The 12723-nt window shown below is 68.9% G+C and carries 9 protein-coding genes; 4 read left to right on the top strand and 5 right to left on the bottom strand.

Annotation, left to right across the window (positions count from 1 at the left end; all coding sequences use genetic code 11):
* Positions 1–9: 9 nt before the first annotated feature.
* The 3 genes from L6Q96_19940 to L6Q96_19930 all read right to left on the bottom strand — a co-directional run bounded on the left by L6Q96_19940 (position 10) and on the right by L6Q96_19930 (position 5340).
* A complete protein-coding gene (locus L6Q96_19940; protein ID MCK6556824.1) occupies positions 10–2598 on the bottom strand; it encodes a GMC family oxidoreductase in 2589 nt (862 codons plus the stop codon).
* Between the two features lie 108 nt (positions 2599–2706).
* On the bottom strand, positions 2707–3120 hold the full coding sequence (locus tag L6Q96_19935; GenBank protein MCK6556823.1) for a hypothetical protein: 414 nt from the start codon (positions 3118–3120) through the stop codon (positions 2707–2709).
* Between the two features lie 27 nt (positions 3121–3147).
* Positions 3148–5340 (bottom strand): radical SAM protein, encoded by a 2193-nt coding sequence (locus tag L6Q96_19930; protein MCK6556822.1) that lies wholly within the window; start codon positions 5338–5340, stop codon positions 3148–3150.
* A 289-nt stretch (positions 5341–5629) separates the two neighbouring features.
* On the opposite strand from L6Q96_19930, the gene L6Q96_19925 reads away from it, so the two are divergent.
* Positions 5630–7561, top strand: a complete 1932-nt coding sequence (locus L6Q96_19925) for a radical SAM protein (GenBank protein ID MCK6556821.1) — start codon at positions 5630–5632, stop codon at positions 7559–7561.
* A gap of 20 nt (positions 7562–7581) precedes the next feature.
* Here L6Q96_19925 and L6Q96_19920 read toward each other — a convergent pair whose 3' ends face one another.
* Together L6Q96_19920 and L6Q96_19915 are read right to left on the bottom strand one after the other, a co-directional pair.
* Positions 7582–8598, bottom strand: a complete 1017-nt coding sequence (locus L6Q96_19920; GenBank protein MCK6556820.1) for a radical SAM protein — start codon at positions 8596–8598, stop codon at positions 7582–7584.
* Positions 8588–8755, bottom strand: a complete 168-nt coding sequence (locus L6Q96_19915; GenBank protein MCK6556819.1) for a hypothetical protein — start codon at positions 8753–8755, stop codon at positions 8588–8590. Before L6Q96_19915 ends, L6Q96_19920 begins: the two co-directional genes overlap by 11 nt.
* A 164-nt stretch (positions 8756–8919) precedes the next feature.
* Here L6Q96_19915 and L6Q96_19910 point away from each other — a divergent pair, with 164 nt between their 5' ends.
* The 3 genes from L6Q96_19910 to L6Q96_19900 all read left to right on the top strand — a co-directional run bounded on the left by L6Q96_19910 (position 8920) and on the right by L6Q96_19900 (position 12653).
* Positions 8920–10623 carry a radical SAM protein gene (locus L6Q96_19910; GenBank protein MCK6556818.1) on the top strand — a complete coding sequence of 568 codons (1704 nt, stop codon included), beginning with the start codon at positions 8920–8922 and terminating at the stop codon, positions 10621–10623.
* A 1-nt stretch (position 10624) separates the two neighbouring features.
* A complete protein-coding gene (locus L6Q96_19905) occupies positions 10625–12316 on the top strand; it encodes a hypothetical protein (GenBank protein MCK6556817.1) in 1692 nt (563 codons plus the stop codon).
* Positions 12317–12458: 142 nt separating this feature from the next.
* Positions 12459–12653, top strand: a complete 195-nt coding sequence (locus L6Q96_19900; GenBank protein MCK6556816.1) for a hypothetical protein — start codon at positions 12459–12461, stop codon at positions 12651–12653.
* The last annotated feature ends 70 nt before the right edge of the window (positions 12654–12723 follow it).

Below are 12723 nucleotides of genomic sequence, written 5' to 3'. Positions count from 1 at the left end.
TCGGCGGCGTCACAGCGGCACTCCATTGTCGACGCACCAGCGCACCGCCGCGCGCATGCCTTCGCGCAGCGAGACGGCCGGTGCGTAGCCGAGATCGCGGCGGGCCTTAGCGATCGAGCAGGCGATCGTGTGCGGCATCTCGCCGAGCACGTGCAGGGACTGGTTGTAGAGTCCGACCGCTTGCAGCACGCCGTCGGCGAAGCCGGCGGCGCGACCGACGAGGGCCGGCAGGCGCACGCGCGGCGGCGCGCAGGCGATACCAAGCTCGTCCTCGATCGCCTGGCGGACCGTCCGGACGATTTCGTCGATCGAGTAAGGGCGCTCGTCGGCGATCCAGTATGCCTCGCCGTTGGCGGTCGCGACGGCGGCGGCGAGCAGGAGTCCCTGGCAGATATTGTCGACGTGCGCCATGGAGCGCTGCTGCGTGCCGTCGCCGAGGATCGGGAAGCGCCCCTGTCTGATCAGCGTGAAGAACCGCGACTGACGCGCGGGCTGGCGCGGCCCATAGAACCACGGCGGCCGGACGATGACGGTTTCGATCGCCCCGGTGGCGTGCGCCTCTCGCACCAGCATTTCCATCTGCTGCTTGGAACGGCCGTACGCCATGTACGGATTATAGGGGGCGTCTTCGTCGAACCGGTGCGTCGGATCGAGATTGAACCCGAAAGGCGAATTCGAGGAAACCGCGACGCAGCGGCGAACGCCGGCAGCGGCCGCCGCGCGCAGGAGGTGGCGCGTGCCGTCGACGTTCACTTCGGTCAATTCCCGGGTCCGCAGCGCGGGATGGACGACGCCGGCGACGTGAAACAACACCGCGCCGGCGGCGCCGGCACACAGTGCGCGGGCCGCCGCCGGGTCGCGGAGATCGCCGCGGACCGCCTCGACGGCCGGCGACAGCGCGGTCAGCTCTGCCGCATCCACGGCGGGATGCACGAGGCAGCGCACGAGCCGCTCCGGCGGCGGAGCGGCGAGCCCCGGCACATCCGGCAGGCCGTTGAGCAGCACCTCGACCAGTCGCGTACCGAGCCAGCCCGGCGCTCCGGTGACGAGAACGGTCGGGGAGGGCGCGGCGCGGCGCCCGCCGTTGGCGGAGAGGCGAGGATGGGCCCCGCGCGCCGTGTCGAAGCGATCGAGGTTGCGCAGGGCGATGGCCATGACGGTGCCCTGCGGATTAACGCCCGGGGAGTCGGGCAGCAAGCTGGCATCGTTGACGTACAGGTTGCCGAACCCGTTCACTCTGCCGAAGGAGTCGGTGGCGCAGAGGTCGGGGTTCTCGCCCATCGGGCAACTGCTGAAGGCGTGTACCGTGGACAGACTCATCGCGCCGGCGGGTGCCGGCTCGTGCAGGAGGGCGCGACACTGATGCGGCGACTTGAACACGGGATGGGAGCGGAGCGACGGATAGACGGCGCGGGCGCCGGCCGCGAACAGGATCTCGCCGAGGTGGGCCAGGCCGGCGCTGAGGTTGTACCGGTCGGCTTCGGCGAGTCGATACCGGACGACGACGCCGTCGTCCGATCCGGGCAGGACCCGAATCGTCCCGCGGCTCATGCCGCGGGTGGCGGCGTAGTACAGCGCCGCGCGGTCCCAGTCGCGCATGGCCTGGTGACGCGTCGCCCAGTGGTCGGCCAGCAGCATGGCGAAAAAGCCGGGAGTGAATACCGAGCCGCCGAGGGTGATGTTCGGCCAGGCCTCGCGTACCTGATAGATGGGCAGCACCTCGGCGTGGGCGCCGACGGGCGCGTCGAAGACGGCCGCGGCTTTGATCATCGGGTGCAGGCGCAGGTTATTGCCGACGTTGTGCCTGATGCCGCTGCGGCGCAGGAGTGCGGCGGTCTGCACCGCGCCGGCGCAGACAAAGACCACGTCGGCGTCGATGCGAGTGCGCCGGCCGGCGTCGCCGTGCTTCACCACCACGCCGCTCGCGCGCCCGTGTTGGTGCAGGATGCGCACCGCCTTGCAGTCGGGTACCAGGCGCGCCCCGGCGGCCAGGGCCTGTGGAATGAAGGTGCGCTGCATCGACTCCTTGTTGCCGGGGGCAAACGGGCTGCCGCCGTGGTTGTGTTTCTGGCAGCGAGGCACCTCGGTAAACGGCCAGCCCATGCGTTCGATGCCCTGCCTGAACAGCGCCGAGCTGAGCGGCAGATTTGCCGCTTGCAGGTAAGACACGGACAGCGCCTGCTCGAGTCGTTCGAAGTACGGCTCCATGATCTCGGGTGTGAGATCGGCGACCATCGCGTCCTCGCGCCAGCGCCGGTAGGAATCCGCGGGCAATCGGTGCCAGAAGGCACTGTTGATTTCGGTGGAGCCGCCGACGCAGCGGCCCTCGACGTAGGCGATGGGCTGGCGGCCCAGAATGGGCGTCAGGCCGCCGTTACGGTAGAGGCGGGCAATGGCTTCCGGGGAGTTCGTGGCAGTGCGGCTGGTGTCGGCGTGAGGGCCTTCTTCGATCGTCACGACCTCGTAGCCGCGCGCGGCGAGGGTCGCTGCCGTTACCGCTCCGCCGGCGCCGGAACCGATGACCAGCACTTGCGTCCGCCGGGGCAGCGGCGTGGCGGCCGCCCCGGTGTCGCCGGCGCTCAGTTTCGCTCTGGGCATACTGGTCACAAACGAACAGCTCCGCGCGAACCCGGTCGGTCTTGCGATTCTCCCGGACGCGCACCCGGCGCGGCGATTTCCGCGGTCGGCACGGCGCCGGCAGCTCGCTCACACCCCGGCAGCCGTCGCCAACTCCGCCGGTGCGGTCTCCCTCCGCCTTTCTGCTTCGAGTTGCCTGGCTACCAGTTGGTGATCGAAGTACGCCAGCAACGCCGAGCTGCGGATCAGTCTAACGAAATCGCGCATGGGCAGCAGGGGCGCCTCGCTCCAGGCGGCCAGGTAAAGGGTCTGTTGCGCGACGGTGAGATGCCGAAAGCGGCGACCGTGCCGCAGGAGCGCCAGCCACTCGAAGGCGCACAACGCGATCGTATAGGGGAATCGCAGGAAACCGGGCATGGATCCGAGCAGCGCGGCCACGTAGCGCGCTACGTCGTTCTCGACGCTGCGGCGCGCGGCGGTCTCCAGCGCGGGGTAGTCAGGTAGCACGACCCTCACGATGACGGAGAGGATCGCCGTTCGCATTCGCCCGACCTCGTCCGGACCTTACGGTCAGAGCTGGTCGATCTCGTCCTCCGTGCAAAGCTCGAGGACGACATCCGATTGCGGGCGCGCCTGACAGAGCAGTACGAAGCCCTGCGCGACCTGCTCGTCGGTTAGGAAGATCTGGTTGCGCTGGTCGACTTCTCCCTCGAGCAGGCGTGCGCAGCACATTCCGCACGAACCCATCCGGCAACCGAAGTTGAGTCGGGCGCCGCGCCCCAGCCCTTCGTCGAGCACCGGAGCGCTGCCGTCCGTTGCGAAGGCGAAGCTCCCGTGATTGGCGGCCTGCACGCGGACCCAGTAGCGAGCGTCGGCGGGTCGCTGCTCGCTTCCCGCTGGCAGCGGCGCGGTGCCGTCGCCGTTGCGCGCGCGGCCGTAGACGTTCTTGATCCGGTTTTGCTCGACTTCGACGTGAGCGCCGGCGAACAGGCCCTGACGCGAGAAGCCATACGGCTTGATTATCGCGCCCAGCCCTTCGGTCCGGCTCAGGAAGGCATTGAGGTGCGGCAGGATCTCTTCCTCGGAGATGTCGATCTTGGCCTGGATCTCGGGGGCGAGACCCATCGCGCGTACCGGCTGGATGAGGAAGTGGCGAACGCCGCGGTCGTACGTCGACCTGAAGATCGGCTCCAGTCCGGTGAAGTTCATCCGCGTGACGACGATCTTGTGGGTAACGCTGATGCGGATGCCGAGCGCCTCGGCTAGGCGGAACAGGACGGCGAGTCCCTTGAGCGCCTCGGCGAGCGAGTGGCCGTCGTCGCCGATCGGATTGACGTCGAGCTGGGCGGCCGGATCGGCGGCGTGCAGGGCGATGTCGAAGTACTCGAAGCCGGCTTGCAGCAGCTTCAGGGTGAAACGCGGATCGGCCATGGTGCGGAAATGCGACGACATGCCGAAGCAGGTGAAACCGACGCTGCGGGCCAGCTCGACGTACTCGAACAACTTCGGGTGGATGGTGGGTTCGCCCGCGGCGAAGAACAACATGTCGAACGCCCCGGCGGAGTCGGCGATCAGATCGCGGGTGGCGTCGGCCTTCGGCATTGGCCGGTGGGTCGGATTGTACTTCTCGATGCAGAACACGCAGGCGCTGTTGCAGGCGCCGGTGCCGCGGACATTGAGGACACGCATGTTCTCGTGTCCGGGACCGCGTTCCGGCTGGAATCCGAGCCCGAGTGTCGCTGCATCGGCGGCTTCCAGCTCGGCCAGTAGCGCCGTGAGATCGACGTTGCGGCGGGCGAGCCCGGGCAGGCCGGCGCTGTGCTCGGCGGCCGGGCTGGATCCGCGGGCGACATGGTTGAGCGCGCGGGTGGCATCGCGGGCGAGCGCCTTGAGCGCCGCGGCGGACGCGTCGCGCCGCGGACGCAACTGCAGGGCGATGCGCCGTTCGGCCGGACGCGACACGAAGACGAAGGCCGAATCGGCGAAGGTCAGGACGGCGTCGTACAGGGCGAGGCGGCTGACGCCGGTTTCGTCGATCTCGAAGCGGACCACGCCGTTGTCGACGTCGATCTGCGGCGTGATGCGTCTGGCCGAAGTGGCGTTGGCGACGACGCCGGGCCTGCCGGGGGCGCGGGCGGTCTGGCCCTCGGTATGAGGCAGGAGACCGGCCAGCATGGGGTCGGCGGCGACGATTGCGTCGCGCTGTCGTAAGGTCGCGGCGACCGAGATGAGGATCTGGGCGAGAGACTCCTCGGTCTGCTGGGTGCCCGCCCCGCCGTTCATGAGCATGAAATCGAGGTGCGCGGTGTGGGCCACGCCGAGCGGGGCGCCGGTATTGCGACGGAGAGTGACCCGGGCGGTGCCGCCGTGCTCGTGTCTGAGCGCGATGGTCGCGGCGCCGGAGCGGATCGGGCTGAGGGAGTCGAGGACCCAGCCCAGGCCGAGCGCCGAACCTTGCTCGAACGGAGCCAGCAGAGTCCACGGCGGTACCGAGGGTACTGCCGCAGGTTCGCGCTGGCGGCGTTCGTCGCCGCCGGCGTCGCGAAGCGTACGCGCCGTTACGGAAAGCGCCTCCGTACAGAACTCGTCGCGCAGGGCCTGCCAGTCGGCGTCGGACAACGGTGCCTGTGCATCGAGGCGGGCGACGATTTCAGCGCCGATCTCGGCAAGCTCCACCTGCACGCGGTGCCGATAGCGCTCGGCGACGGCGGAGAGCGCGTCGCGCCGATAGAAATCGGAGTGAAAACGCAAGGGTTCGAACATGGGACCACGGCCCTCCTCAGGGCGTCGCCACCCCTAACCCGCCACGCGGGAGCAAGTACATCGCGGCACCGGGTCTCATTTCGCTGGGACCTTTTACGACTACCACCGGCATGCTCGCACGGTCAAGACAGAAGCGGCCGCCCCGATCCGGCGTCAGGCCGACCGGCCTTGCGCCCAATCCGGCGATGACTTACGCGTCACGGCGGGGTACAAATCGAACCATGGGGTCAGGCGCTTCTCCGGGCCCGAACGAAGGGTCCACCCGGCCGCGACGGCGTGGAGTGGGGTCTTGCGCGACGTCGTTGCCGGCGTTCTACAACGGCGGCGGGAGCGCTTCGACCCGCTGGCGTCTACGCCGTGGCTGGTTGAGACTTCCGTCATGCGTGTGCAACGTGTCGTAACCAACGAGACCTGCAACCAGAACTGCTGGTTCTGCAACGCGCGCCGCGCGGCCGAGCAGCCGGAGTTCGTCGCCCGACCGGCGGTGCGGCGTCGAATTCTGGAGGCGCGGGCAGGGGACACGCAGGAAATCTGGCTCACCGGCGGCGAACCGACCTTGCGCAGCGACCTTGCCGATCTGGTGCGGCGCGCCGCCGAGGGCGGCAAGCGGGTTGTGCTCGAGACCAATGCGGCGCTCATCGATGAGCCTCGCGCACAGAGCCTCGTGGCGGCCGGTTTGTGCGCGGCGCGCGTGCAGCTTGTGGCCTGGGGGCCGGCCGCCGATGCGATCACGCGCGATCCCGGCGGTTTCGACGCGGCGATCCGCGGTATCCGGGCGCTTGCGGCGGCGGGCGTGAGCGTCGAGGTGACGACGCCGATCGTCAGGCGCAACGCCAGCCTTGTCGTCGCGTTGCCGGGCGAGATCGCCGCGGCCGCCCTTCCGGTTACGGGACTCGTCCTGGTCGTCCCGACCGCGGCCCCCGATCCGCGCGAGTGCGCGCCGCTGGAGGACGTTGCCGCGGCGGTCACCGCCATTGCCGACAGCGCTCGCGGTCTCGGGTTCGCGGTGCGGTTCGACCAGGCGACGTTCGTTCCGCCCTGCATCTTCCCGAAACCCGAGCGGGTGGCCCATCTCTTTGCGCTGAACCGGGGCTACGCCTCGCTCCCGGGCTTCGCGAGAGTCGATGCCTGCGGCGCCTGCGTCGTCAGCGACCGCTGTCCGGGCTTCCCGGAAGCGGCCCGGTCGTCGCCACTGTCGAAGACGGTCCGCCCCATCGTCGCCCATCGCGTGCGCCGTCGTCTCACGGTGCTCTCGTCGATCGCGGAGCAGGTGGCGCGGGAGGCCGTCGGTCGCGACGTTTTGCGCAGCAGCGTCTACGGTGCGGTGCCCGAGTACACGGTGCGCGTGAACTTCCACTGCAACCAGGGATGCGAATTCTGCTTCGTCTCGACGCACCTGCCGCCGGCCGCGGAGGAGACCGTGCGGGCGGCGATCGCGGCTGCCGGGCGGGAGCGGGCCGTGCTGGTGCTGTCCGGGGGCGAGCCGACGTTGAACCCCAATCTGTGCGAGTACGTGCGACTCGCGAAGCGACTCGGCGTTCGTTGCGTGGAGTTGCAGAGCAACGCCATTCGTCTCGCCGATGCGGCGTTGACCCGGGAACTCGTCGACGCCGGCGTCGATCGGGCGATGATCTCGTTGCACGGTTCGACCGCGGAGATCTCCGACGCCATCACCGGGGCGCCGGGAACGTGGGCAGCCACGGTGCGCGGTCTCGATCGGCTCGCCGAGGCCGACCTGCCGGTGCGTTTGAACTTCGTCTTCTGCCGGACGAACTACCTGGACTTCCCGCGTTACGTGGATTTCGTCGCCGCGCGCTGGCCACGGGTGGGCATCGTGTTCTCGTTCGTTGCCGCGCACACCGACGTGGTGCCGCGGACGCCGGATCTGATTCCACGCTTCTCCGACGTTCTGCCGCCGCTGCTCGTCGGCCTCGAGCGCGCCCGGGCGGCGGGCATCGAGGTCAGCGGCTTCGACTCGATGTGCGGATTGCCGCTGTGTCTGGTTCCCGAGAGCGAACGCGGCGGCTTTTCCAGGTTGCCGGCGACGACGGACAGCTCCGTGGGTGAGTTCGTCAAGGGGGAGGCCTGCGTTGGCTGCGTCGAGAATTACCGGTGTTACGGCGTGCGCCGGGGATACGCGGAGCTTTACGGCACCGGGGAGTTGTGCCGGCAGTCGGCCGCCCCGGCGGCCACGGAAGCGCAAGACGGCTGTAGTCCGTAGCGCAGGCGGCCGGGGCGGCGTCACTCCGCCGGCAGGCCGGCGAAAGGAATCAACTCGTCAACGCCGTGGGTGCGGGCGTACTCGCGCGTGACGCCGGGGCAGCGGCGCACCGCGGGACAGGTGCGGCAGTGCTCGGCGTAGACGGCGAGGGCGGCCTCGATGTGACGCATCGAGTAGACGCGATCGCCCGCGCGGTCGTCGAGGTAATGCGTCTCCCCGAACGCGCGCCGGCCCAGGTTTACCGCCGCAGGGTCGCCGAGAACGCAGTTGGGGAATGATTCGAAGAAAAGCCGCACGCCCAGCCGCGCCGCCGCCGCCCGCAGGCGGTCCAGCGGCACCCGGGCGTCGGCGTAGCGCAGCGTCGCGATGGCCGGCCACTGCCCGCCCCGGCCGCTGGTGGTCGGAAAGACGAACTTGTACATGACCTGCTGCCCGAAGTGTGCGTAACCGGCTTGTAGATAATCGTCGAGCTGCTCCAGGTTGAGGCGGTTAATGACGCAGTTGAGCATCACCTCGACACCGGCGGCCACAAGCTGTTCGATACCCGCGACCACTTCGTGGTGAGCGGCTTCGGTGCGCCCGGCGATCGCGGCGCCGGTGGCCGGGTCCTGGGAGTGCAGCGAGACGATCGCGCGCTGCAGGCCGGTGTCGACGGCGCGGCGGGCGAAGCCCGGACGCGAGAACGTGCGCCCGTGAGTGTTGGTGTCCCAGACCATTGCGTACGCGGCGAGACGCTCGACCACCTGCCAGAATCCCGGATGAATGGTCGCCTCGCCTCCGGTCACCACCGCCCGCCGAAAGCCGGTGTCGCGCAGGAAGGCGACGCGCCGCAGCAGTTCCTCGGTCGAGTGGAAGAACAGGTCGCCCCGGCCGGTGTTGCTGCACATCGGACAGTCGTTGTTGCACTGTTCGCCGAAGCGGAACAGCACGGCGCTACGGGGCGTTACGGGGATGAACTCGGGGAGTCGTTTCTGCAGCAGCCGCGGCCCAGTACCCTCCCGGGGGTTGCCCGTGTGTGCCGCTTCGTTAACCAACATGACATCGATTCCGTGCCGGTGTGGGCACGACCCGCAGCCGCTCGTCGGCGCCGGAGCGCGTGGCGTCGATTTCGAGCGTCGCCTCGCAGCCGCGACCGGTGCGGTCCGCGCGGTTCCGATTGCAGGTCAGGTTCGTGGGAGTGGCTGGGGTCCGCATGTCCCTTCCTGATCTTGCACGCTACCTGTCCCTGGGGGCGATTGCCACGGCCAGAGAGGCACTGCGCACCCCGACGGCCCCACGCCCCGACCCCCTGACCCACCCATCCTCGACAGCTATTGTCTTGCCACTCCAAACCGCCCTGATCTACCATGCAAGCACGCATGCCTGCCGAGTCGAACATCAGCGTGGAGGATCGGCGCGCGGCCACGACCGTGACGACCTCGGGCTCGGGGCACCGGTTCGAGATTCAGCTCGGGCATCTGTGCAACAACCGCTGCGTGTTCTGTTCCAGCGGGCAGCTCAGTGCGCTGAAGATCGCCCGGCCCATTGCGATCGAGCCGATCGTCGAGGCGTTGGAGGAAGCGCGGGCGCGCGGCGCCACCCACGTGACGTTTCTCGGCGGCGAGCCGACCATTCACAAGCGTTTTCTGGACGCGCTTGCGAGAGCGGTCGAGATCGGGTTCGAGCAGATAGTCATCTTCACCAACGGGGTGATGTTCCCACATCCGGGTTTCATCGATGCGGTCACGGCGCTCGGCCGCTTCGAGTGGCGGATCTCCATTCAGGGAGCGACGGCCGACGCGCACGTCACCACCACGGGCCGGGAGGATTCGTTCGACCGGATCCTCTACGGTCTCGGCGAGCTGCAGCGCCGTGGCCAGCTCGTTACCGCCAACATGTGCGTCAACGAGCGCAGCTATCGATCGTTGCCGGCGTATCCCGAGCTGCTGGCCCGCTACGGCGTGCGGCAACTGCACGTCGACATCGTGCGCCCGGAGAGCGCCGGCGAACGCGACGAGGCGTACCTGCGAGAGATCATGCCGCGTTACTCCAACATGGCGCCGTACTATGCCGCAATGCTGGAGGGCTTCGAACGAACCGATCCCGAGTTCGACGTCAACATCGGCAACCTGCCGTACTGCATCCTGCCGGAGTGGGGATCGAGCATTCATCACGGCGGGCAGGAGACGATCACCAAGTCCTCGGACGGCAGCGCGCTCGAAGACGCGATGAACAAGTACGCCTGGCACTCGTCGTTGCGCAGGTACCTGCCCGGGTGCGACGGCTGCGTGTTTCGCTCGCGCTGCACGGGCGTGTTCCGCGGCTACCTCGAATTGCACGGCAGTGACGAGTTCCGCCCGGTCAGTCGCGGCGAGTTGCTGGTCCGCGACCCGGCGCGCCGCAATCTCGTCCTGCTCATCGAACCGCTGCTCGGGCCATTGCGTGCCGCCCTCGTTGGCGGTGAGCTGCCGGCACAATGGCGTTTACTCCACGAGCGTAGCGAGGACCGCCGGCGCCGCGTCGAGATCGAGCTGGCGTATGCCGGGGGCGGCGAGGTCAGACTGGGCATCGTGGCGCCCGGGACGGTCCCGCATCACGTCCTGCGTTGCGAGGCCTACGATGTCGAGGCGGACGCCGACCTCGAGGTGTCGGCGGAGGCGCTGGATGACCTGCTGGTCTGGGTGCGCGGCCGGCTGGCGGAGGGATTGGCTCCGGGTGCCGGACCGGAGCCGGCACACGACGCCGTCGACCGCGCCCTGCGCCGGGCGCTGATGAGGCGGGGGCGTCAGCGGGTCGCGTTGCTCGCCGAGCGGCTGCACAGCGGGTTCTCCCGGCCGGGCTGGCGCCTCGACCGGTTGCGGTGGGCGGACGAGAGCACGGGTGAGCTGGTGGTTCGCGGCCCCGCGGGGGCGCACGTGGATCTGCGCTTTGCGCTGGGGGTGCGAGGGAGCCGCTCGCAAGTGGGGGTCGATTTCCGTTCTGCCGCGCCCGCAGACGAGGGTGGGGCGAGGGCCGTCATCGACGACCTCGTCAGGCTGCTGCGCGGAGCGTCGCCCGACGCCGGCGCCGCGAGCATCCAGTAAGGTGCGGTCTCTGCTGGCCGGCGACCAGGCGGGCCGAATTAGGACGACCCGCGGAACGTTCGACCGCGGCGCCGCCGTCCTCGGTTTCCTGGTCGTGGTGGCGGCCAACTGCCGCTATCTGTCGGGCCTGACGGAAATCCTCGACCCCATGACGTCGATGGATCCGTATTACATCCACATGGCGCGCCTGCCACTGGTCGATATTCTCGGCCGCGACGCATCGTGGGGGCCGCTGTATGCCCTGTGGCTCAAGCCGTTTGCGGCACTGTGGGGCGATCCGCTCGCCGTCTACGCGGCTAACGTATGCGGCCTGTCGCTCGGTACGTCGCTGCTGCTGTACGTTTATCTCGCCGTAGTAACGCGCCGCACGGCGATCGCCGGCGGGGCCGCGCTTCTGTTTCTGGCCAGCGACTTGAACGTGCCGTTGTACGGCAAGTCCAGTGCGTTTGCGCTGATGGTCGTGCTGGCCGGATTCACCGTCGCGGAGATCTGTCCGGCGGGTGCGAGAAGGGCGAGCGTCGCGACGGTCGGCGTGTTGCTGGCGTCGTACGCACGGCCGGAGCTTTACCCCGGGGCCGTGGTTCTGTGCCTTTTCGCCGTCTGGCGGTTGCGGGGCGAACTGGGAGGCGAGGGAAGCGGGACGCGGCTGTTGTGGCCGGCGGGGGCCGTGCTTGCCTTCGCGACGGCGGCCGTGGTCGCCGGTGCGCCGCTCCCCACGCCCGGCGGTCGTCTGCTGCTGGCGTTTCAGGAGCACTTCGCCTGGAACTGGAGCCGGTGGCACGGGGGATGGCTGAACGTGTTTGCGGTCTGGGAGCGGGAGTTTGGCGGGGCGGCGACGATGCTCGGCGCCGTTACGCACAATCCCGGCGCGGTGGCGCGCCACCTGTTCGACAATCTGCACGGAACGGTGCGCTATCTGGCGGTGTCGGCGTTTGCGCATTACCCGGTGTTGGCGCCGGTGACGGCGCCGGGGCTGATCAAGGGCGAGACCGTGCTGGTATCGGTCGCGGCCCTGGGAGTCATCCTGGCAGCCGTCGCGCGGCGTGGGTGGCGGCGGGCGTTCGTGACGCGATACGGCGAGTCGCTCTTCGAGTACGCTGCCGTGGGAGCCTGGTGTCTGGCCTCGGCGGTCGTGGTCTTCCCTCTGGCCTACTACCTTGTCATCCCGGGGGTGTTGTTGTTGGCGGCGGGGGCTCTGGCGGCGACGGTGGTATTTCCGGCGCGGGCGCGGTTGTCGTGGGGGGTACGCGTGGTGGCGGTGTCGTTATGCCTTGCGGCGGTGCCGACACCGTTCGTCCTGCCTTCGGCGTACGAGGTGCGTGGCTCGCCGTTCATGGGCGAGATCGCGGTGAGGCGCCGTCTGACCGATACGGTTCGCTTCATCCGCGCCCTGGAGCTAGCGGGTCCGGTGCAGGTCCTGACCCTGACCGATGGCGTCGGCGAGATGCTGGGGAGCGGGTTTAACGAGGTGAAGGTCTGGCAGAAGGGTAACGAACCGCTCGCCGCCTACATGCGGGATCGCGACATCGGGGTGGTGGTCAATCTGGAGGGCGGGCGCGACAGTTTTCGGGTCAACGATCCTTACTGGCGGCGCTTTCAGGACGACCCGGAGGCGGCCGGGTTCGCTCTACTTGCGGTGCCGGGGCACGAAACGGTGGCGGTGTACGTGCGCCGGGACCTGATGCCGCGTTAGTCGGCGGGCGCTACGTACCAGAGTTGGGCGGCGCACGTAGCGGGTCCTTCTACACGGAGCCCGGGGGAAGGGCTCCTACTCGGGGCGAACGGGCTGGTTGTTCGCTTTGGGTTGCGGGCGAAGCCCGTGCTGAGAGGCACAGATGCTGTTCGCGAAGGGACGGCTTGTCTTGGATCGTCCGTTCGACATCTGGATACGAGAGGCAGCCGCGGCCACCGTCATCGAGAGCGCCCCCCTCGACGTCGAAATCGTCATCGCCCTCGACGCGTTGCCTGCTTCATTCCACGGAGATCCCGCGGATCGTCCGATTGCTGCAACCGCTCGCGCCCATCCCTAATCCGGCGGTAAGCCCACCGACGGGCGCCAATAAACCCCGCGGGCAAGCGAATTCACCTGCCAGATTGTCG

It is taken from the genome of Candidatus Binatia bacterium (genome assembly GCA_023150935.1).
Taxonomy (GTDB): Bacteria; Desulfobacterota; Binatia; order HRBIN30; family HRBIN30; genus JAKLJW01.
The sequence above is the reverse complement of the archived record's forward strand: the minus strand, read 5'-3'. Positions and strand labels throughout refer to the sequence as shown.